The sequence below is a fragment of the Rhodococcus sp. F64268 genome (assembly GCF_023015605.1).
Taxonomy (GTDB): Bacteria; Actinomycetota; Actinomycetes; order Mycobacteriales; family Mycobacteriaceae; genus Rhodococcus.
On the sequence record NZ_JALKAI010000002.1, the window covers coordinates 804,156 to 824,320 of the forward strand.

Sequence of the window (20,165 nt, forward strand, 5' to 3'; positions counted from 1 at the left end):
TCTCGCTTCCCCCGGCCCCTGTGCGGTCCGGTGCCTGCGCTCCATAGTCGTCTTCTGTCGCGTACATGCAACCGGTTCCAGCAGTTTCTGTGGAACTTCCCGGCTGGACGTCGGCTAGACGCGCGGCAACGTGTCGCCGATGAACCGCAGTACCTGCGGCCACGACACGGCATATGCGTCGGCATTGATCGGGTTCGTGTGGCGTTCTCGGCTGCTGAATCCGTGCTCGGCCCCGGGGAAAACCGCGATGATGCTCGCGCCCGCGGTTCGATTCTGCAGCGCGCTCTGCAGTTCGCCGAACGTCTCGGGGGACATGACGGTGTCGGCGCCGGCGTGAAGAATCATCACCGGTGCGGTGATACGTGATGCGGACTCGACCGCCTCGACGGTGTGATTCGGGGGCGAGGGCGCGAAGATCGATGGGTGGTAGGCAATCACATTCGCCAGCCGGGGATCGCCACCGCCGAGGATCAGCGCCAGCCGGCCACCGAGACACCAGCCGATCACCCCCATCTTCGACAATCCGAGTTCACCGAAGGCGTACTCGAGCAGAGTGTTCAACTCGGCGAGGACGGCGTTGTCCTGAAGTGCGCCCATCCATTCGACCAGCTTTTCCCGCGGCGTGTCCTCGGCACTGTGGCCGTGCCACGGGTCCCACACGAGGGCGGTCACGCCGGTGCCTGCGATGTCCTCGGCGTACTCGCGGACCTGCTCGTTGATACCGGTGATCATGGGGAGCAGCAGCATCCCGCCGCTGCTTCCGCCGAGGGGGCGGGCGAGAAACGCCCGTAGACCACGGGCTTCGACGAACTCCGCTTCGATGTCGGTCACGTGATGCACCTTTCGACGATGGACCTGCGCCCCATCATGCCGATCACAGAGCAAAGGACACCCTGTTCCCACTGTATGAGATTTTCGAGAATGTCATTTCCCTATGCGATAGGGTCGTTATCAGTCCCGCACCGGACAGGACCGGATCAACACGCGAGACCTCGACAACACCCGGAAGGACGGTGGCCATGACTCGCACCGCACTCGTCAGCGGCGGCACCGGCGGACTCGGAGCCGCTGTGACCGCACACCTTCTCGACGCCGGCTGGCGTGTCGTGGTCCCGTGGGTGGCGCCCGAAGAACTCGAACGCGTCGGTACTCATCCGAATCTGCACCTCGTCAAGGCCGACCTCTCCGACGAACAGCAGCTCGAGGAGGTCCTAGCGGTCGCGGCCGACGACCCCGGCGCCCCACTGTTCGGTGTCGTCAATCTGGTCGGCGGGTTCTCCTCCGGTCCGCGAGTCCACGAGACGCCGATCGGCGTGCTCGATTCCCAATTCGACCTCAACGTACGCACGGCCTACTCCGTCAGCCAGGCCGCGCTGCCCCACCTGATCCGTCGCGGCGGTGGATCGATCGTCTGCATCTCCGCCGCCGCGACTCACAATCCGTTCTCGGGCGGCGCGTCGTACATCGCCTCGAAGGCAGCCGTCTCGGCGCTCGTCGAGACCATGGCCGTCGAGTACCGCGACGACCACATCCGAGTCAATGCTCTGCTCCCCGTCGTCATCGACACCCCGGCCAACCGCGCGGCGATGCCCGACGCCGACACCAGTCGGTGGTCGCAGCCCGCCGAGGTTGCCAAGGTGATCGAATTCCTGCTGTCCGACGCCGGGTCGCCCATCACCGGCGGATTGATCCCGGTGACGAACGTCGGCTGAAATGCGACGTCGCGGTCTCGAATAGCATCGGCAGCGTCACCGCCGAAGATCGAATCGAGATCAGAAGGAGCATCTGTGCGTCTGCGCGATTGCCCGACCATCGAAGTCACCGGAACATTGCCCTGCAGCCCGGACCACGCCTGGGCGCTGGTCACCGACATCGAGTTACCCACACGCACTGACGGCGAACTACAGCGCGCAGAGTGGCTGGACGGCGCCGACGGCGTCGCGGTAGGCGCCCGGTTCCGCGGACACAACCACAGTTCACAGATCGGCGAGTGGCACACCGAACCGGAGGTCGTCGAAGTCGAGGACGGTCGCCGTTGGGTGTGGAGAGTGGGCACCGCCGCGGAACCGATCGCCTTCTGGGGTTTCGAGGTGGACCCGGCCGAAGGCGGCGCCGTCGTCAGGCAGTGGGCGAAGGTCGGTACCGGCAAGTCACCGTTCTCCGATTTCATCGAGCAGCATCCGGACCGGGAAGGCGAGATCGTCGCCTACCGGCTCGGTGTATGGCGAGATGGGATGACGGCCAATCTGGCTCTACTCGAGGAACTCGCAGCCGACCACAACTGAGGCGACTCTGCCTGTCGGGCACAGGACTACTGGCGGTCGAGCATCGGAGCGGCGAATTCCCGATCAGGCGGGTACGGGCCTGCCCAGCTTCTTGGCCCTCGAGACCGCGCGGCGCTCGGAGTAGGTCATCCCACCCCAGATGCCGTGCGGCTCGTCGTTCGCCAACGCGTGATCTCGACACTCGATGATCACCGGGCACGTGCGGCAGATCTTCTTCGCATCGTTCGTCGCACGTGCCACCGGGCCACGGCCCGATTCCTTCTGTGGAAAGAACACGGAGGTGTCGAATCCGCGGCAGCGCGCGGCGAGCATCCATTCCCTGTCGGCGAGCCCGCTCATACCGCTCCCCCTCAAGCCGTGGTGATCGACGCGGCCATTCCCTGGCCACCGCCGATGCACATCGTCACCAGCGCGCGGCCACCACCGCGACGCTTCAGTTCGTGCAGAGCCGTCGTCGCCATCCGGACACCCGTCGCCCCGATGGGGTGACCCAGGGAGATCCCGGATCCGTTGACGTTGAGCTTGTCCCGATCGTCCCAGCCCCATTGCGACAGCACACCGAGCACTTGGCACGCGAAGGCTTCGTTGAGTTCGACGAGATCGACATCGTCGAATCCGAGGCCGGTGCGATCGAACAGCTTTCGGGTGGCCGCCACCGGGCCCAGCCCCATGGTCGCCGGGTCGCATCCGGCTGCGGTCCATCCTTCGAGGAAGCCGATCGGCTCGAGACCGTACTCGTCGAGCTTGTCCTCCGCGACCACGAGAAGCGCTGCGGCCGCATCGTTCTGCTGACTGGCGTTACCCGCGGTGACCACCCCGCCCGGCGTCACGGATCGCAGCTTCGCAAGGGATTCGGGGGTGCTGTCCGGACGGATACCCTCGTCCCGCGCAACAACGGTGACGTTGCCCTTCCGGTCCTTGACCTCGACCCCGACGACCTCGTCGTCGAAACGACCGGCCTCCCAGGCAGCATGGGCCCGACGATGACTCTCTGCGGCAAGCGCGTCGGAGTCCTCGCGTGTGATTCCACACTGTTCCGCGACGTTTTCGGCCGTCTCGATCATTCCGCTGATCTTGCCGAACCGCCATACGGGTTGCGACCGTTCGCGACCCCGATCGAGGCGGTCGTACAGGTTCAGGCCACCTGAGCGAGCGCCCCAGCGGGCACCGGTCGTGTAGTGCTCGATGTTGCTCATCGACTCGACGCCCCCGGCCACCACGACATTCGCGGCACCGGTCTGCACCATCATTGCCGCGGTCACGAGCGCCTGGAGGCCGGTGCCACAACGGCGGTCCGTCTGAATGCCTGCCACCGAGATCGGCAGACCCGCGTCGAGCGCAGCCCACCGGCCGATGCACGGTGCCTCCGAACTCGCGTACGACTGACCCATCGCCACTTCTTCGATGAGTTCGGGGTCGATACCCGAACGTGCGACGGTCTCCTTGATGACGGTGGTCGCAAGGGTCACCGCCGAGACATCTTTCAGGGCCCCTCCGAAGCGGCCGACGGCGGTACGAACGGGGGCGACGAGTGCCGCTCGGGTCATGACCCACTCCTCTGCGAACAATGATTTGTACGGCCATTTTTGAATATGTACGCACCGAGGTCAATCGGCAGGGGCTGCACCGATGATCCGAATCGCCGATACGAACGGCTTGCCGTACCTATATGGCCGGATATTCCCTACCCGACGATCCCGGCCGCTCGCAGGCCGGCAACCTGTTCGTCCGTCAGGCCGAGTCTGCCCAGAACGGCGTCGGTGTGCTCACCCAGCGAAGGCACCGCACCCATGGGCAGTTCGACATCGCGGAAGTTCATCGGCGGCAGGATGGCGCGTATCGCTCCCGATTCGGTCTTCACTTCACGCCATCGATCGCGCTCGCTCAACTGCGGATGGTCGATCAGCCCCGACAGGTCACGCAATCTCGCCGCGGGGATTCCGGCCGCGGCGAGCTTCTCGTCCAAGTCTGCGCTCGCATAGGCAGCGGTGGCGTCACCGACCAGTTTGTCGACCTCGGCCCGGCGAGCGACTCGTTCGACGTTGGTCGCATACCGCGGGTCGTTCGCGAACTCCGGCATCCCCAGCACCTCGGTGAGCGCACGCCAGCCCCGATCGTTCTGCACACCGATGAGAATCTCACCGTCGGCGGTCGGGTACTTGTCGTACGGGGTGATCGACGTGTGCGCGAGCCCCATCCGCGGCACCTGCCGATCCTGGTACATCTGCAGGTACATCGGGTATCCGAGCCACTCCGCGGTCGCATCGAACATCGACACGTCGATGGTTGCGCCCACGCCTGTCCGATATCTGCGCAGCAGCGCCGCCTGGATCGAGGTCAGCGCATACATTCCGGCGGCGATGTCCGACGTGGGGATACCCGTCTTCACCGCAGTCTCCGGCGTACCGGTGATCGAGCACAGCCCCGATTCCGACTGAACCAGCAGGTCATAGGCCTTCCGGTCACGCATGGGTCCGTCCGTCCCGTAGCCGGACATATTGACGACGATCAGCTCTGGATGGTCGGCGCGCAGATCGTCGGCAGCCAGACCGAGGCGATCGACCGCGCCGGGAGCGAGGTTCTGCAGGAACACATCGGCGCCCGCGATGAGCGACTTCACCGCTTCGACGCCCTCGGTGGCCTTGAGATCCACCGCGAACGATTCCTTGCCCCGGTTGAGCCACACGAAGTGTGCCGCGAGTCCGAGGACCGCACTGTCGTAGTCGCGGGCGAAGTCACCATCGCCGACACGTTCGACCTTGACGACTCGTGCGCCGAGGTCGGCCAGATGCCGGGTCGCCAGGGGTGCAGCAACTGCCTGTTCGAGACTCACCACGGTGATGCCCTCGAGCGGCAGCTCGTACGCACTTGTAGCGCTGTCGGTTTGCTCGGCTGTCATATTGCGTCCTCCCTCGAAACTGGGTCGGCTTGTAGTTCTACCAGCGATTCCTGATCGATATTTCGCAAAACATAGTATCTATGAGCATCAATAGACTAGTTATTGATACGTTTTTCGAAACAATTCGACAGGAATCAAGTATTGGACGGGATCAGATCCGGCTGCCAATCTCAATGAGACGTACGACACATCCGGCTGCTTCATGCGACCGGATCGACCAGAGAGCGGAGTCGCATGACACCCTCGGCACCCACCGAACAGGAAGTCGCGAAGAAGGCCCGGAAAGCGGGAATTGCCTCCTTCATCGGCACGACCATCGAGTGGTACGACTTCTACATCTACGGAACGGCGGCTGCGCTCGTCTTCGGAGAAATTTTCTTCTCCGACGATCTACCCGCCGGCGTCGGAACCCTGCTCGCATTCGTCACGCTGTGGGCCGGCTTCCTTGCCCGGCCCATCGGGGGCATCATCTTCGGGCACCTGGGCGACCGCATCGGCCGCAAGAACACCCTGGTCATCACCCTCATCATGATGGGCATCGCGACCGTGGGCATCGGCTTGCTCCCCACCTACGCCCAGATCGGGATCTGGGCACCGATCCTGCTCGTCGCACTCAGAGTCCTACAGGGTGTCGCGGTCGGCGGTGAATGGGGCGGTGCGGTTCTCATCGCTTCCGAGAACGCACCCAAGGGCAAGGGCATTCTCTACTCCGCGTTCGCGCAGCAGGGCTCCCCCGCCGGGAACCTCCTCGCGACCATGGCGTTCTTCTTCCTCGCCGCGATGCCCACCCCCGAGTTCCTGCTCTACGGCTGGCGCATCCCGTTCCTCGTCTCTGCGTTGCTGGTCATCGTCGGTATGATCATCCGCCTCAAGCTCGAAGAGTCGGACGCGATGAAAGCAGTCATCGCCAGCAAGAAGGTCGTCAAGCTCCCCATCGCCGAAGTACTGCGCAAGCACTGGGTTCTGGTGCTGCTCGGTGCAGGCGCTCTCCCCCTCGCTCAGGTGACCTATTTCAAGAACACCTTCGCATTGTCCTGGGCGACAAGTGAACTCGGATACGAACGAGGAACCTTCCTCGCGATCATCGCCATTGCCCTCGTCGTCCAGTTCATCGTCCAGCCGTTCGGCGCGGTCCTGGTTTCCAGGATCGATATGCGCAAGGCCATGTGCCTGATGATCGTGCCCGAGCTCTTCCTGATGCCCGCGATGTTCTTCGCGATCCGCACCGAGACATTCGCTATCGCGGCCATCGGAATGTGCCTTGCGACGATTCCACATTCGATGTTCTACGGCGCCATTGCAGGCGTACTCGCCCGGGCATTCCCTGCGAACATCCGCTACTCGGGACTCTCCGCGTCCTACCAGCTCTGTTCACTCATCGTCGGCGGCGGCACTCCGGTGCTCGCCCAGTGGATCCTCAATTCGTCGGGCAATGTCACCGGTGTCGCGATCGCAGCAGGATGCTACGCAGCGGTGTCGCTCGTATGCACGCTGCTGCTGCTCAATCGCACCGGCTACGACCCGAAGGCCCTGTCCCACGCGGAACAGTCCGACGAGAACGAGCTCGAGCTCGACCGCCACGACGGCGAACCCACGGGCAACGACGAATCGTCGATCCACACCGAGACCGTCCAGGCCGCGAAGCACGAACAGGTGCGTGTGGGAACCTGATTCGAACCTCCGATCCGAGCGGTGCCGACGGTCCCAGCGACCGTCGGCACCGCTCATTCGCGAGTCGGCAGCGCCTCTTCGGACAGCCTGAGGACCTCGGCGAGTGCCGAACTGGTGTCGTCCTCCCGCCATACCAGGCGCACATCGATCGGGCCCTGCTCGGCGAGGGGTACGAACACGACCTCCGAATTCACGACGTGCCGGGCCACCGACGACACCGTCAGTGTGCACCCCACTCCGGCCGAGACCAACGCCACCAAGCCCAGCGAATCAGGGGCGCTCTGCACGATTCTCGGTGTGAACCCGTCCTCGTGCGCAAGCTTCAGCAGCAGGTCGCGCAGCATCGAGCCCGGCTCCGACGGAAGCATCACCCACGGCTCGGTTGCCAGATCCGCCAGGTGCACTGCCGGTTCCTCGGCGAGCCGATGTTCCCTCGGCAGTCCGATGACGAGATCCTCACGAGCGATCACACGCGAGGCGATCCCCGGCGGGAAGAACAGCATCCGCACGATACCGATGTCGAGCGTGTTCTCCGACAACCGATTCAGAACTTCGCTCGCGTAGGCCGAGCTCGCGAGCACGAACTCGATACCGGGGTGGGTACTCCGCACGAGCTTCGCCCACTGCCCCACCAGGTGATGTGACGACGACCCCGCGAATCCGATGCGTACGCGGCCGGTCTGTCCGCGGCCCGCCGATGTCACCGCCATCTCCGCGAGCCGCACTGCGTCGAGGACTGCCCGGGCAGGCTCCACGAGCGCTCGTCCGGCTTCTGTCAGCTGCACGCTGCGCGTGCTGCGCTCGAACAGCGACGCGCCGAGTTGCTTCTCGAGCTGCTTGATCGTCCGGCTCAACGGGGGTTGCGCCAGGTGCAACCGCTGCGCCGCCCTGCCGAAATGCAACTCTTCCGCCACCGCGAGAAAGGCCCGGATCTGATGGATTTCCACCCGTTCATTATTACCAACAGCGCAATAAAGAGCTCGACACTTTGTATTGGACTACATCTATTACTCATGTCACAGTCAGTGTGACGCCAGACCGCGGCAGGAGATGGATATGCCAGCAGACAAAACCATGACCATGCGCGATGCCATCGCGACATACGTCCAGGACGGGATGACCGTAGCCCTCGAGGGCTTCTCGCATCTCATCCCGTTCGCCGCAGCACACGAGATCATCCGTCAGGGCCGCAAAAACCTGACACTGTGCCGGATGACGCCGGACATCATCTCCGACCAGCTCATCGCCGCAGACTGCGTCACGACCCTCGTCGCATCGTTCTTCGCGAGTGGATCCGCCGGGTCACTGTACGAGATCCGCCGACGCATCGAGAAGCACGACCCCGTGAAACTCGAAGTCGAGGAGTACAGCCACTACGGCATGGTGTGCCGCTACCAGGCAGGCGCAGGAGGCCTGCCGTTCTTCCCGCTGCGTTCATACGCCGGGAGCGACCTGCCCGCCCTGAACCCGAAGATCAAGCTCGTCGAAGACCCCTACGGCAACGGCAGTACCTACGTGGTTCCGCCGCTCAACCCGGATGTCACGATCATCCATGCGCAGCGCGCGGACCGGGCAGGGAACATCCAGATCTGGGGAATCGCCGGGGTCCAACAGGAAGCCGTGTACGCCGCGAAGCACGCGATCGTCGTGGTCGAGGAGATCGTCGACGACGAGACAGTGCGCTCCGACCCCAGCCGCACGCTCATCCCGTCACACGCTGTCGACGCAGTGGTCGTGTGCCCGCGCGGCGCCCACCCGTCGTACGCGCAGGGCTACTACGACCGCGACTGCGGGTTCTATCGGCGCTGGACCGAGATCAGCAAGGACCCACAAGCCCTCCGCACGTGGTTGAAGGACTGGGTGTACGAAATCACCGACCACGACGAGTATCTCGCCAAGCTCGGCGAAGACTATTGGAGCGATCTCGAGGTCGCGCCGAGATACTCCGAAGCGGTCAACTACGGGAGCCGAAAGTGACTACTGCCGAAAAGTTTTCCACGACAGAACTGATCGTGTCGGTCGCCGCCCGGGCGCTCGCCGGCAAGGACCGCGTCTTCGCAGGAGTCGGCCTGCCGACCCTCGCGGTGGACCTCGCGTGCCGCACCTCGAACCCGGACATCGAACTCATCTACGAATCCGGTGTGTGCGGGGCACACCCGGAGGCCATGGCCGAAGGCATTGCCGATTCCGTCGTCGTGTCCGGCGCCGAATCCGTCGTCTCCATGGCGTCACTGTTCGGATACGTCCTGCAAGGCGGCAACGTCGACGTCGGGTTCCTCGGTGCCGGCCAGATCGACCGCTACGGCAGCCTGAACACGAGCTTCATCGGTGACTGGAACAAGCCCACCGTGCGGCTTCCCGGAGCGGGCGGTGCCGCGGAGATCATGCCGAACGCCGGCGAGGTATTCGTCGTCATGCGCAGGCACGATCCGAGCGCATTCCCTGCAGAACTCGACTTCTGCACGTCACCGAGCCCGGTGCGGGCCCGCGAGGCAGGCGCAGGCATCATGCCGCGGGGACGCGGCGTCACCAAGGTGTTCACCAGTCTCGGGGTCCTCTCCCGCAGCGGCCCTTACGACGAACTCGAACTCACCAGCGTCCACGCCGGTGTCACCGTCGACGAGGTACGCGCGGCCACGGGCTGGGATCTGCGGGTCTCGGCCGACCTCACCATCACCGAACCGCCCACGGCCCGAGAAATCGACCTCTTGCGCAACGAAATCGACAAGGTGCGCCTCTACCTGCGGTGACGGGAAGCTTTCCTCCCGTCGCACGGGTTTCCTCTGATCGTGGACCAACGGAAACCCGTGCAAACGGGGGAAAGTCCGAGCGAGCGGACGCGTCAGGACACCGACACCGATTCGTCGTCCGCCTTCGGCGCGGGCCGATAGCAGGTGCCGAGGAGGACTCCGGCGGCGGCGAGTCCACCGACCAGGGCGATGATTCCACCGGCCCATCCGTCGAGCAGGTTGTCGCCGAAGATCAGGTGATCGAGGCCGGCGCTGCCCGCACCCATCACCGCGACAGCGACAGCACCACCTGCGAGAACCAGGTTGTATTCCCACCCGTTCGCGGTCACGAAGAAACCGCTGCCCCGGTGCACCGTCCACGCAGCGACGAACATCAGCGACACGAACCCGGCGGCGGCGAACGGGGTGAGCAGGCCGACCGCGAGTAAGAGACCGGCACCGACTTCCGTCAGCGCGGCAAGCCAGGCGTGCACCTTGCCGGGTCGCATCCCCATACTGTCGAACCATCCGGCCGTGCCCGGGATGCGGCCACCCCGGAAAAGCTTTCCGTAGCCGTGTGCTGCCATCGTCAATCCCAACAGCACGCGAAGTATCAGCAGCCCGGTGTCGATCGTATCCACGTATGCTCCGTTCCTGGACAGGTCCGCTCGTGACGGACCTCCTGACGTTGCCACACCGACGACATCAGGAGGTTGTTACCTGCGTCACTCGGTGATCGCCGACCACACATCCCCGGCCGCGACAGCCGCCTCGAGAAGCTCCGCGTCCCACGACGACACAGTTCCGAACTCGCTCCGCCACGAGAGGACGCGGTTCGCGTGCCGATGCAGTTCGTGTTCCATCGTGAAGCCGATCGCACCGAGGGCCTGGTGCGCATTTCGGGCGACCACGGCCGCCGCATGGCCTGTGCAGGATGCCGCGACGGCAATCGCAAATCTCGTTGCACTGCTGTCGAACCCGTTCGCGGAGGCCGCTGCGACCGCCGCGTCCGCAGCGGCGCGTGCAAGAGCCGACTCCGCGGCGATATCGGCCACGAGGGCCTGGACTGCCTGGAACTTTCCGAGCGGACGTCCGAACTGGACGCGTGCCGTGACGTGTTCGACGACGAGTTGCAGAATCCGGTCCATCGCACCCACCGAGGACAGTGTGCGCGCCAGTGCACCCCGGTACCGAAATTCCGCGGCCACCGACGCGGGCACCTCCGCACCCGAGAGCGCGGCGACATCGACATGGACGTGGTCGCGTGGCTCCGACGCGAGATTCACACCCTCGGTGAGTTCGATCCGAGCGCGGGGCACATCGGCGACCCGCCACGCATCTGCGCGGTCCTGCCAGAGCACGACGATCGAGTCCACGTCGCGCGCCCACGGCACGAATCGGGCATCACCGTCGACATCGAGCACGGCGGCGGTGCGCACACCGTCGCTCGCTTCGAGTCCGGCGGTAGCGAGCAGCCACCCCGCGAGCAGGTCGTTCTCGGCGACAGGCACCGCCGCTGCCGCTGCCCCGGCCGCGGTGAGGAGCAGCGCCGCCTCCGTCCAGCCTGCGCCACTGCCCCCGGCGGACTCGTCACCTGTGAGGCGGGCGAGCCCCAGTTCGCTCAACGTGTTCCACAGGGCGCGGTCGAACTCGATGACCTCGCCGATGCGGTGGTCGTCACCGGAGATGAAGACTTCGGCGAGCATTCGCTCGAAGTCACGCAATTCGGTGTTGTCCCTGGTCTCGTCGGTCATCTCAATCCCAATCCTCGTGCGATGACGCCGCGCAGGATCTCGCTGGTGCCCCCGCGCAATGTGAAGCCCGGACGCTGCATGACTCCCGCCCGGATGAGTTTCGCCAGATACTCGTCGCCCGCGGTATACCCCGCGAGTTCGTCGGCGAGGTCTGCAATGTCGCCCTCGGTCTTGGTGCCGAGCACCTTCACCACCGATGCCGCAAGTTCTGCATTCTCACCGCGTTCGAGCGATTCCGACACCGCTGTGGACATCCGGTGCAGTCCCGCGATCCGGGCGATGGCCGCGCCGAGCCCGGTGTCGGCTTCGACAGTTCCGGCTCCGACCCCGCGGACGAGGCCCTCCAGCACACCGAACGTCGACAAGAAGCGTTCGGGTCCGCTCCGCTCGAAGCCGAGCTCGCTCGTGACCTGCTCCCAACCCGACCCGACTGCCCCCAGCACCAGGTCGTCGGGAACGAAGACGTCCTCGAGCAGCACCTCGTTGAAGTGGTGGTCGCCCGACATCGACAGGATCGGACGAATGGTCACCCCTGGCGAGTCGAGCAGCACGATGAACTGGCTCAGACCGTCATGACGGTGAGCGGGATCGAGCGGCGCGGAGCGGGCGAGTCCGAAGAACGCGTCGGCGTGATGCGCGCCCGACGTCCACAATTTCGTGCCGGTGATCTTCCAACCGCCGTCGACCTGCACGGCGCGGGTCTTGACGCTGGCCAGGTCCGACCCCGACTCCGGCTCCGACATCCCGATGGCCCAGCAGATTTCGCCCGCCGCGATGCCGGGAAGGAATCGCTGCTTCTGTGCCTCGGTGCCGTACTTCAGCAGCGACGGCGCGGCCTGCCGGTCGGCGACCCACTGCGCCGCCACCGGAGCACCCACAGCCAGGAGTTCCTCGGTAACCACGAACCGCTCCATGAAGGTGCGCCCGTGGCCACCGTATTCGATGGGAATCGTCATGCCGACCCACCCCTTCGCAGCAAGTGCCCGGGTGAAATCGACGTTCCACTGGGTCAGCCACGTATCGATTCCCGGTGTGAACACACCGGCGTCGATCTGCTCCCTCAGGAATACCCGCACCTGCGCACGTAGTTCGGCGAGCGCCGGGTCGGGTGCCTCCGCCCGCGGGACCAATCGTGTACTCATCGTGATTCTCTTCCGTCGTGCGGGGCAATGCTCGTCCCGCTCGGGCACAACAAATCCATCGCCATGTCGGCGTACCGCTCGGCGATCGCGTCGGGACCGTCAGGGCCTGCGGGGTCATACCAGTTCGCGATCGCCGACACCATCGCCAGGATCGATCTACGGCAATCGTCGGGATACTTCGTCGTGAAGAGCCCCTGGCGGACGCCCTCGTCGATGATGCCTCGCATCCGCTTGCGACCCGCTCGACGGCGCTCGTCGTACTGCCGTGCTCCGTCGGGTTCCAGGTTGCGCACCTCGGTCGCGATCAACTGCCCCTGCAGCGGGTACTGCGTGCGGAACTTGACGTTGCCCCGGACGAATGCTCGCAACTGCGCTACGGGATCATCTCCCGCACCGGCGAGTTCGGCATCGCACACCGCGTCGTACGTGTCGACACCGTCGAGCAGGATCGCGAGCAGCAGATCCTGCTTGTTCTTGTAGTGGTAGTACAGCGCCGACAGGCTCACGCCCGCTTCCTGCGCGATGGTGCGGATCGAAGAGGCACCGTACCCGTTGCGCACGAACTCTTTGCGCCCCACATCGATGAACAGCCGCTGTTTGGGAGACGGAGTCATCCCGACGTCCCCGCACCGGCAGCATCCGCAATGAGGTCTTGCAATGCACCCTTGACCATCTTTCCGGTCGCCGTACGCGGCAGGGCGTCGACGAACCGAACCTTTCTCGGGCACTTGAACTTCGACAGCCGTTCGTGACAGAAATCGATGATCTCCCGTTCGAGCTCATCGCTGGGGTCGACGCCGTCTGCCGGTCGCACGAACGCTTCGACCCGTTCACCACGGTCTGCATCCGGCACACCCACGACCGCGACATCACCCACCACCGGGTGGAGAGCAAGAATGTTCTCGATCTCCTGCGGGTAGATATTCACGCCACCGGAGATGATCGTGAACTTGTCGCGACCGGTGAGGAACAGGTAGCCGTCCGCGTCGAGATAGCCGAGGTCGCCGTTGGTTGCCCAGTTCTTCTCGAACGGATGTCGCGCCGATTCGGTCTTGACCGGGTCCTTGTGATACTCGAGGTTCTGCACGGGTTTCTCGAAGTAGACGGTCCCCGCTCGGCCCGCAGCCAGCTCGGTTCCGTCACCGTCACAGATGTGTGCGATTCCGCTACTTCCGGGCCCCCCTGTGCGCCCGACACTTCCGGGCTTGCGGAGCCACTCCTGCGGCGTGATCAAGGTACTGCCGATCGCCTCGGTGGCCGAGTAGTACTCGTACACGATATCGCCCCACCACTCGATGAGGCGCTGTTTGACCTCGACGGGGCACGGCGCCGCCGAGTGGACAGCGCACCGCAGCGACGACAGATCGTACTTGTTCCGCACCTCTTCAGGGAGACGAAGTAGTCGCACGAAATGTGTGGGGACCCATTGGCTGTGCGTAACGCGATAGCGTTCGATCAGTTCCAGCGCCTGTTCCGCGTCGAAACGCTCCATCAGTACGACGGTGCCGCCCAGTGCCTGAGTGAGCACACTGTAGCGCAGTGGCGCGGAGTGATAGATGGGTGCGGGCGACAGGTAGACGGTGTCGTCACCGAATCCGAGATGCCGCATCATTCCGATGAGGGGGATACCCGGGTCCTCGTCGATCTGCACACCGCTGAGTCGGGGCTTGATTCCCTTGGGACGCCCCGTGGTTCCTGACGAGTACAGCATGTCGCTGCCTCGCGGTTGGTCGGTGGGCGGCACAGCGGGGAGGCCGGCGACCTCTGATTCGTAGTCGAGATGACCAGGGATCGAACCGCCGAAGGCGATGCGATGCTGCACCTTCGGTGTCGAGTCGACGACCTCCGCGGCGAGCGACGCGAGAGGCGCCGATACAACGAGGATCTTCGCGTCGCAGTCGTCCACGACATACGCGGCCTCCGCAGCCGCGAGATGCGAATTGACGAATGTGATGTAGACACCCGAACGAATTGCACCCCAATACAGTTCGTACACCGTGGCGTCATTGACCGTGATCACTGCGATGTGGTCACCGGCACCCACATCGTGCGCACGCAACCAATGCGCGAACCGGACGGAGTTATCTTCGAGTTCACGATAGGTGATCACCCGTCCGGTCGCGGCCTCGTGTACCGCGGGCCGATCCGGGTGCGTTGCTGCGTAGCGGCCCGGGTACATGATTACAGCCCCAGATCCTTGGAGATGATCGTCTTCATGACTTCGCTGGTGCCACCGTAGATCCGGGTGACACGCGTGTCGGCGTAGAGCCGCGCGATCGGGTACTCGGTGATGTAGCCGTAGCCACCGTGCAACTGCAGGCACTTGTCGATGACCCGGCCCGCAACTTCCGTGCAGAACAGTTTTGCGCGCGCGGCGTCGGCGACCGATAGTTCCTTGCGGTCGAGCAGTTCGAGGCAGTGGTCGACGTAGACGCGCGCGGCCTGAGTTTCGGCGGAGCACTCGGCGAGCACGAACTTCGAATTCTGGAACGAGGCGACGGGCTTGCCGAACACCTTGCGGTCCTGCGTGTATGCGATCGCATGCGAGATCGCGGCCTCCGCGAATCCGACCTGGTTCAGTGCGATGGCGAGGCGCTCCTGGGGAAGGTTGTGCGCGAGGTAGCCGAATCCGGCACCCTCCTCACCGAGGAGGTTCTCGACCGGAACCTTGACGTCGCTGTAGGACAGCTCGGCGGTGTCCTGCTGGTGCAGACCGATCTTGTTGAGCTTGCGGCCGACGGCGAAACCCTCGGTCGCGGTGGGGACGGCGATGATCGACAGGCCACCGCGCCGGTTCTCCGGATCGAACGGCGAGGTGCGGCACACCGTGAGGATCAGATCGGCGGTGGCGCCACCGGTGATGAACGTCTTGGCGCCGTTGACGATGTAGTGCGAGCCGTCTTCCGACAGCTTCGCGGTGGTCGCGATGTTCGCGAGGTCGGAACCGGTGCCCGGCTCGGTCATCGCGATGGCGGTCATGATCGAACCGTCCGCAAAGCCGGGGAGCCAGCGCTTGCGCTGCTCCTCGGTGGCGTACTCGAGCAGGTACGGCAGGATCAGGCACGCGTGGACGGTGTAACCACCGAAGGACACGCCGGCGCGCGCGACCTCTTCGAACACGATCGTGTTGTAGATGAAGCTGGATTCTCCTCCGCCACCGAACTCTTCGGGTACCTGGATACCGAGGATGCCGAGTTCGCCGAGTCGCCGGAAGAACTCACGCGGGGGATGCCCGAGCTCGTCCCACTCCTCTCGGTGCGGGGCAACCTCGCGCTCGATGAAGTCGCGCACCATCTGGCGGAACGCGTCGTGCTCTTCGGTGAGGATCGTCCTCTTCACAGCTGTGTCCTTCGGTCTCGGAGTTCAGTTACCGGTGAAGTTGCCCGGCCGGCGTTCCATGAACGCGGCGAGAGCCTCTCGGTGGTCTTCGGTGTGGTGCGACAGCGCCTGCAGCGAGGCGGACAGTTCGAGGAGGGTGTCGAGGTCGACGCGCTGTCCTTCGCGGAGCAGCTTCTTGGTCATGCGCAGTGCGTGCGGCGGGTTGACGGCGACGCGATCGGCGAGGGCGCGGGCGGTGGCGAGCAGCTCTTCGGGTGAGGTGACCTGGGAAACCATGCCCCAGTCGAGTGCGGTGGCAGCGTCGACGCGGTCGCCGGTGAAGGCCATTTCGGCGGCGCGAGCGGCACCGATCGCGCGTGGGAGCAGCCACGCGCCGCCGTCACCTGGGATGATGCCGAGCTTGACGAAGCTCTCCGCGAAGAACGCCTTGGTCGACGCGACCCGCATGTCGCACATCATCGCGAGGTCGCAACCCGCACCCACGGCCGGCCCGTTGACAGCCGCGATGATGGGCACCTCGCAGTGGAAGATCGCTTTGGGCAGGCGCTGGATGCCGCGCCGGTAGCCGTCGCGGAGCGCATGCGGGGCACCGGCGAACATGCCGGCGCGATCGACCATGTCCTTGACATTGCCGCCCGCGGAGAACGCCGAGCCTGCACCGGTGAGGATCACGACGCGGGTGTCGACGTCCGCGTTCGCCTCGTCGACGAGTGCGACGAGGCGTTCGACGACGTCGTCTCCCGAGATGGGGTTCCGCGCCTCGGGAAGGTTGATCGTCCACGTGACGACGTGGCCGTCCCGTTCGGCGAGTACGACATCCTGCGAGGCGCTCATGGGGAGTGGTCCTTCCGTAGCGATGCTGTCGACGGTTGCCGAACCCAAATTTTTGGGTCGAACGATCGTTAAACTACGGTGTGCGCAACAGACTGTAAAGAGTCCCCGCCGATTTCGCTCAGTCGGGCAGGCTTACGCCCGATTCGGCAATTCTTATGGCCACTTCCTCGGGAAAGACATTGCGGAAGACGAACGGATCTCGGCCGAGCACCCAGCCCGGGGCAAGCGCGGTTGCATAACGCTCGAAGTAGCCGATCTGCTTACCGAACAGCACCATTTCCTCGGGACTGGTGGTGTTCCATTGTCGTCCCAGCGATACGAGCGCACCGATCAGCGCACTGAGCCGGAGCTCCGAGAGATCGCGTCCCAGTAACGGCCCGAAAGTCTCCGCCACCTGCCGTCCGACCTCCACATCGTCGACATCGAGGTTCTCCGCGACGCCGAGCTCCCGGATGCTCCTCGCAACTGAGGAGAAGTCACCGTCGAGCAGCGCCGAGCGGAACAGCTCACGCAGCACCGTCCGCCACTGTTCGGGGAGTTCGCCGACGATCCCGAAGTCGAGTAGCGCAACGCGGCCGTCGTCGAGGTACCACAGGTTTCCGGCGTGCACATCACCGTGGAACGGGCCGTGCATCAGCACCGCCTCGATCCACACCTTCACGCCGCGCCGAACCAGCAGAGCGGTGTCGAGACCGTCGTCCTCCCGCACGACACGATCGAGGGGTGTTCCCTTCAGTCGCTCCATACAGATCACCCGCGGACCACACCACTGCCAGTACACCTCGGGCACAGTCACGAATCGGTTGTCGCCGAACGCCCCGATATTGTTGCGGAAGCGATCCTGCCGGTCCGCTTCGACCGCGGCGTTGAGCTCGGTCATCGTGGCGTTGTAGAGATCGCGGATGATCGCGGGAGTGTTGGCGATCCGGAAGAACTCGAAGATCCGCAGGATCTTGGCGCCGACGTACGCCGCGCGCAGGTCGACGAGCATGCGCCGCGCGATCCCGGGCCGTTGCACCTTGATCACGGCTTCGCGCCCGTCCCGGAGCACACAACCGTGGACCTGCGCCACCGAAGCCGCCGCGAGTGGCACATCGTCGAAGGACGAGAACATCTCGCCGATCGGATGCCCCAGGTCTTCCTCGATGACCGCGCGGGCCTGCTCGGACGGGAAGGTGGGCACGTCGTCGAGCATGCGCAGGCAAGCGTCGGCGAGCGGAGCGGGAAACAGTCCCGGTGACGACGCGACGAGCTGCCCGAGCTTCACGAACGTGGGTCCGAGATGTTCGAAAGCGTCGACCGTGCCGTGCGCGGCAGCGTCGACGAGGCTGCGACAGTCTGCACGCCCCATCGGCCGCAGCACCGACCACCGCAGGATCGCCCACGTCACGAAGGCGACGAGGGCGCAGGCGACGACGACCGCGCGTCCGAGTTCGGCGAGTCCGAACCGTTCGAGTGGCGGAGTATCGACATGCAGCGCGCCCGGAGGCGGCCCACCCGCGAACGGACCCACCGGCCCCGCCCCGTCCGACGCACCGTTCCGTCCGGTGTTCTCGTGCAACACCCGCCCCAATCCATCCCATCGTGCCCCCCACCAGGACACGGCTTCGTGCACGCTACCCGGAGAACCGCCACAATCGAAGTGCCCGCAACCTGCTTCGTAAGACTTCATGGTCTGTTGTGTGTCGGTGCCCGGTACTACGCTCGGGCAGGTAGTTGTTCAGGAAGTCGACCGAGGGCGGGGACCCATGACAGAGCAGCTCCTTGACACGACAACGAGTGGCCTCGGCGATGCCACATTCATGGATGCCGCCGAACCGTACCGGCGCGAATTGCTCGCGCACTGCTACCGCATGAGCGGTTCCCTCCACGACGCCGAAGACCTGGTACAGGAGACGTACCTGCGGGCGTGGCGCGGATACGACAACTTCGGTGGGCGCTCGTCGTTGCGCACGTGGCTGCACCGCATCGCCACGAACGTGTGCCTCACAGCGCTCGAGGGACGCAAGCGCAGACCCTTGCCCACAGGGCTGGGTGCACCGAGCTCCGATCCGACGGACGACCTCGTGCTGCGTCAGGAAGTCCCTTGGCTCGAGCCGATTCCCGGCAGCTACACCGACGACGGCCGCACCGACGACCCGAGCGATCCCGCAACGATCGCCGCGTCACGCGATTCGATCCGGCTCGCATTCGTCGCCGCGCTACAGCACCTGTCGGCGCGGCAACGCGCAGTACTCCTGTTGCGCGATGTACTGCAGTGGCGTGCAAGCGAAGTCGCTGCCGCACTCGACACCACTACCGCCGCCGTCAACAGCCTGCTCCAACGCGCCCGCGCGCAACTGCGCGATGTCCAGGAGGCAAAGAGCGAGCTCAGCGACCCCGACAGCGCCGAGACCCGCGCACTCGTGAAGCGGTGGGTCGAAGGATTCGAGAAGTACGACATCGATTCGCTCGTCACGATGCTCACGGAGGACGCCATCTGGGAAATGCCGCCGTTCGACGGCTGGTATCAAGGTGCCGACGCCATCGTGACTCTGATCAAGTGCAACTGCCCGGCAAACGGGCCGGGCGATCAGGTCCTGCTCCCGACGGTGGCGAACGGACAGCCGGCCCTCGGACTCTATATGCGCGGTGAAGATGGGCAGCATCGACCGTTTCAACTCCAGGTGCTCGATATCGTCGACGGCAAGGTCGCGCACGCGACGGTCTTCTTCAGCGACGACCCTGTCGGGTTGTTCGCGCGCTTCGGGCTACCGGAGTTTCCGGTCGCCCGAAGCCGGGTGTCCGAGCAGTCCTGACACTCAGGCCTGAGCACCCTTCTCTTCGGGCGCCCACTGCTGGGCAGCGGCCTCGACATCCATCCACATGACCTCCCAGACGTGGTTGTCGAGATCGCGGAATCGCGAAGTAGACAGACCCACGGCCGACGGAAATCTCATCGCGATGATCAGACCTTGCTCAGAACCCATACCGGCCCGGTGATCAGCCAGATGACGGTGATGATTCCGAGCGTCGGAAACACGGCGTTGAGGGCGGCGCTCTGTGCCTCGTCCGCGACCGTCGCACCGAGTCCCAGGATGGCCGCGCCACTGATACCGGCTGCGATGAGCCAGCGCCCGAAACTCGCGGTCTCGTGCCGGAACGCTTCCGGCCCTTCCTTCGGCGCAGGTGTGGGTTTCTCGCCGCCGGCGAACAGGTAGGCGAACCGACGATCGGCCCAGCGGACGATGCTGGGTCCGAACGCGACACTCACTCCCAGATAGATTCCGGCGATGCGGTGGATGTAGCCGACCTCGGTGCCGTTCCGTAGGTCCAGTGCAACCGCAACGAGCAGCACGACGTCGATGACGGGAATCAGCGCGAGGACCACCGCACCTGCCTTCGGCAGGCGCAGCAGATAACGGACGACGAGCCCCAGAGCGAGGACCACCCAGAACCCGACCTCGCTGGCGATGATGAATGCGGTGATATGGCTGGCGAACATGATTCGAGCATGTCGTCGGGCGACTCGT

The 20,165-nt window shown here is 64.9% G+C and carries 21 protein-coding genes; 6 read left to right on the forward strand and 15 right to left on the reverse strand.

Features of this window, described 5'->3' with window-relative positions:
• Positions 1–114 precede the first annotated feature (114 nt).
• Positions 115–831, reverse strand: a complete 717-nt coding sequence (locus MWU77_RS08085) for a dienelactone hydrolase family protein (RefSeq protein ID WP_169687350.1) — start codon at positions 829–831, stop codon at positions 115–117.
• A gap of 188 nt (positions 832–1,019) precedes the next feature.
• Between MWU77_RS08085 and MWU77_RS08090 the strand changes: the two genes are divergently transcribed.
• Both MWU77_RS08090 and MWU77_RS08095 read left to right on the forward strand, forming a co-directional pair.
• Entirely contained in the window at positions 1,020–1,712 is a 693-nt protein-coding gene (locus tag MWU77_RS08090; RefSeq protein WP_169687351.1) for an SDR family NAD(P)-dependent oxidoreductase, read from the forward strand.
• Positions 1,713–1,787: 75 nt separating this feature from the next.
• Positions 1,788–2,285 carry an SRPBCC family protein gene (locus MWU77_RS08095; RefSeq protein ID WP_169687352.1) on the forward strand — a complete coding sequence of 166 codons (498 nt, stop codon included), beginning with the start codon at positions 1,788–1,790 and terminating at the stop codon, positions 2,283–2,285.
• A gap of 63 nt (positions 2,286–2,348) precedes the next feature.
• Here MWU77_RS08095 and MWU77_RS08100 read toward each other — a convergent pair whose 3' ends face one another.
• From MWU77_RS08100 to MWU77_RS08110, 3 genes are all read right to left on the reverse strand, one after another.
• Positions 2,349–2,624 carry a WhiB family transcriptional regulator gene (locus tag MWU77_RS08100; RefSeq protein ID WP_169687353.1) on the reverse strand — a complete coding sequence of 92 codons (276 nt, stop codon included), beginning with the start codon at positions 2,622–2,624 and terminating at the stop codon, positions 2,349–2,351.
• A gap of 11 nt (positions 2,625–2,635) precedes the next feature.
• Positions 2,636–3,832: an acetyl-CoA C-acetyltransferase gene (locus MWU77_RS08105; protein ID WP_169687354.1), complete on the reverse strand. Its 1,197-nt coding sequence runs from the start codon at positions 3,830–3,832 to the stop codon at positions 2,636–2,638.
• A 137-nt stretch (positions 3,833–3,969) separates the two neighbouring features.
• Positions 3,970–5,184: a CaiB/BaiF CoA-transferase family protein gene (locus MWU77_RS08110; RefSeq protein ID WP_169687355.1), complete on the reverse strand. Its 1,215-nt coding sequence runs from the start codon at positions 5,182–5,184 to the stop codon at positions 3,970–3,972.
• Between the two features lie 234 nt (positions 5,185–5,418).
• On the opposite strand from MWU77_RS08110, the gene MWU77_RS08115 reads away from it, so the two are divergent.
• Complete coding sequence (locus tag MWU77_RS08115; protein WP_169687356.1) at positions 5,419–6,855, forward strand: MFS transporter; 1,437 nt, start codon at positions 5,419–5,421, stop codon at positions 6,853–6,855.
• Positions 6,856–6,908: 53 nt separating this feature from the next.
• Here the strand turns inward: MWU77_RS08115 and MWU77_RS08120 are convergent, their stop codons facing one another.
• Positions 6,909–7,802 (reverse strand): LysR substrate-binding domain-containing protein, encoded by an 894-nt coding sequence (locus MWU77_RS08120; protein WP_169687357.1) that lies wholly within the window; start codon positions 7,800–7,802, stop codon positions 6,909–6,911.
• 109 nt (positions 7,803–7,911) lie between these two features.
• On the opposite strand from MWU77_RS08120, the gene MWU77_RS08125 reads away from it, so the two are divergent.
• Both MWU77_RS08125 and MWU77_RS08130 read left to right on the forward strand, forming a co-directional pair.
• A complete protein-coding gene (locus MWU77_RS08125) occupies positions 7,912–8,832 on the forward strand; it encodes a CoA transferase subunit A (protein WP_247273378.1) in 921 nt (306 codons plus the stop codon).
• Complete coding sequence (locus tag MWU77_RS08130; protein ID WP_247273379.1) at positions 8,829–9,605, forward strand: CoA-transferase subunit beta; 777 nt, start codon at positions 8,829–8,831, stop codon at positions 9,603–9,605. Before MWU77_RS08125 ends, MWU77_RS08130 begins: the two co-directional genes overlap by 4 nt.
• 92 nt (positions 9,606–9,697) lie before the next feature.
• Here MWU77_RS08130 and MWU77_RS08135 read toward each other — a convergent pair whose 3' ends face one another.
• The 8 genes from MWU77_RS08135 to MWU77_RS08170 form a co-directional block, all read right to left on the reverse strand.
• On the reverse strand, positions 9,698–10,225 hold the full coding sequence (locus MWU77_RS08135; RefSeq protein WP_169687360.1) for a DoxX family protein: 528 nt from the start codon (positions 10,223–10,225) through the stop codon (positions 9,698–9,700).
• A gap of 84 nt (positions 10,226–10,309) precedes the next feature.
• The gene (locus MWU77_RS08140) at positions 10,310–11,338 is read right to left on the reverse strand and encodes an acyl-CoA dehydrogenase (protein ID WP_247273380.1); all 1,029 of its coding nucleotides are present in this window, start codon (positions 11,336–11,338) and stop codon (positions 10,310–10,312) included.
• Positions 11,335–12,480, reverse strand: coding sequence for an acyl-CoA dehydrogenase family protein (locus tag MWU77_RS08145; protein WP_247273381.1), 1,146 nt, complete (start codon positions 12,478–12,480; stop codon positions 11,335–11,337). The genes MWU77_RS08140 and MWU77_RS08145 overlap by 4 nt, the downstream gene beginning before the upstream one ends.
• The gene (locus tag MWU77_RS08150) at positions 12,477–13,094 is read right to left on the reverse strand and encodes a TetR/AcrR family transcriptional regulator (protein WP_169687363.1); all 618 of its coding nucleotides are present in this window, start codon (positions 13,092–13,094) and stop codon (positions 12,477–12,479) included. The genes MWU77_RS08145 and MWU77_RS08150 overlap by 4 nt, the downstream gene beginning before the upstream one ends.
• On the reverse strand, positions 13,091–14,659 hold the full coding sequence (locus MWU77_RS08155) for an acyl-CoA synthetase (RefSeq protein ID WP_247273382.1): 1,569 nt from the start codon (positions 14,657–14,659) through the stop codon (positions 13,091–13,093). Before MWU77_RS08155 ends, MWU77_RS08150 begins: the two co-directional genes overlap by 4 nt.
• 2 nt (positions 14,660–14,661) lie before the next feature.
• Positions 14,662–15,819 carry an acyl-CoA dehydrogenase family protein gene (locus tag MWU77_RS08160; RefSeq protein ID WP_169687365.1) on the reverse strand — a complete coding sequence of 386 codons (1,158 nt, stop codon included), beginning with the start codon at positions 15,817–15,819 and terminating at the stop codon, positions 14,662–14,664.
• Positions 15,820–15,843: 24 nt separating this feature from the next.
• A complete protein-coding gene (locus MWU77_RS08165; protein ID WP_169687366.1) occupies positions 15,844–16,653 on the reverse strand; it encodes a crotonase/enoyl-CoA hydratase family protein in 810 nt (269 codons plus the stop codon).
• 118 nt (positions 16,654–16,771) lie between these two features.
• Positions 16,772–18,325, reverse strand: a complete 1,554-nt coding sequence (locus MWU77_RS08170; protein WP_247273383.1) for an AarF/ABC1/UbiB kinase family protein — start codon at positions 18,323–18,325, stop codon at positions 16,772–16,774.
• Between the two features lie 76 nt (positions 18,326–18,401).
• On the opposite strand from MWU77_RS08170, the gene MWU77_RS08175 reads away from it, so the two are divergent.
• Complete coding sequence (locus MWU77_RS08175) at positions 18,402–19,451, forward strand: sigma-70 family RNA polymerase sigma factor (protein WP_281499224.1); 1,050 nt, start codon at positions 18,402–18,404, stop codon at positions 19,449–19,451.
• Between the two features lie 3 nt (positions 19,452–19,454).
• Here MWU77_RS08175 and MWU77_RS08180 read toward each other — a convergent pair whose 3' ends face one another.
• Both MWU77_RS08180 and MWU77_RS08185 read right to left on the reverse strand, forming a co-directional pair.
• Positions 19,455–19,592, reverse strand: coding sequence for a hypothetical protein (locus MWU77_RS08180; RefSeq protein ID WP_247273384.1), 138 nt, complete (start codon positions 19,590–19,592; stop codon positions 19,455–19,457).
• Between the two features lie 8 nt (positions 19,593–19,600).
• Positions 19,601–20,137 (reverse strand): hypothetical protein, encoded by a 537-nt coding sequence (locus MWU77_RS08185; protein WP_247273385.1) that lies wholly within the window; start codon positions 20,135–20,137, stop codon positions 19,601–19,603.
• Positions 20,138–20,165 lie beyond the last annotated feature (28 nt).

Coding starts and splice junctions, on each gene's coding strand:
- MWU77_RS08090 (WP_169687351.1), top strand. CDS start 1,020: ATGACTCGCACCGCACTCGTCAGCGGCGGCACCGGCGGACTCGGAGCC.
- MWU77_RS08100 (WP_169687353.1), bottom strand. CDS start 2,624: ATGAGCGGGCTCGCCGACAGGGAATGGATGCTCGCCGCGCGCTGCCGC.
- MWU77_RS08105 (WP_169687354.1), bottom strand. CDS start 3,832: ATGACCCGAGCGGCACTCGTCGCCCCCGTTCGTACCGCCGTCGGCCGC.
- MWU77_RS08110 (WP_169687355.1), bottom strand. CDS start 5,184: ATGACAGCCGAGCAAACCGACAGCGCTACAAGTGCGTACGAGCTGCCG.
- MWU77_RS08115 (WP_169687356.1), top strand. CDS start 5,419: ATGACACCCTCGGCACCCACCGAACAGGAAGTCGCGAAGAAGGCCCGG.
- MWU77_RS08125 (WP_247273378.1), top strand. CDS start 7,912: ATGCCAGCAGACAAAACCATGACCATGCGCGATGCCATCGCGACATAC.
- MWU77_RS08140 (WP_247273380.1), bottom strand. CDS start 11,338: ATGACCGACGAGACCAGGGACAACACCGAATTGCGTGACTTCGAGCGA.
- MWU77_RS08145 (WP_247273381.1), bottom strand. CDS start 12,480: ATGAGTACACGATTGGTCCCGCGGGCGGAGGCACCCGACCCGGCGCTC.
- MWU77_RS08150 (WP_169687363.1), bottom strand. CDS start 13,094: ATGACTCCGTCTCCCAAACAGCGGCTGTTCATCGATGTGGGGCGCAAA.
- MWU77_RS08155 (WP_247273382.1), bottom strand. CDS start 14,659: ATGTACCCGGGCCGCTACGCAGCAACGCACCCGGATCGGCCCGCGGTA.
- MWU77_RS08165 (WP_169687366.1), bottom strand. CDS start 16,653: ATGAGCGCCTCGCAGGATGTCGTACTCGCCGAACGGGACGGCCACGTC.
- MWU77_RS08170 (WP_247273383.1), bottom strand. CDS start 18,325: ATGAAGTCTTACGAAGCAGGTTGCGGGCACTTCGATTGTGGCGGTTCT.
- MWU77_RS08175 (WP_281499224.1), top strand. CDS start 18,402: ATGACAGAGCAGCTCCTTGACACGACAACGAGTGGCCTCGGCGATGCC.
- MWU77_RS08180 (WP_247273384.1), bottom strand. CDS start 19,592: ATGAGATTTCCGTCGGCCGTGGGTCTGTCTACTTCGCGATTCCGCGAT.
- MWU77_RS08185 (WP_247273385.1), bottom strand. CDS start 20,137: ATGTTCGCCAGCCATATCACCGCATTCATCATCGCCAGCGAGGTCGGG.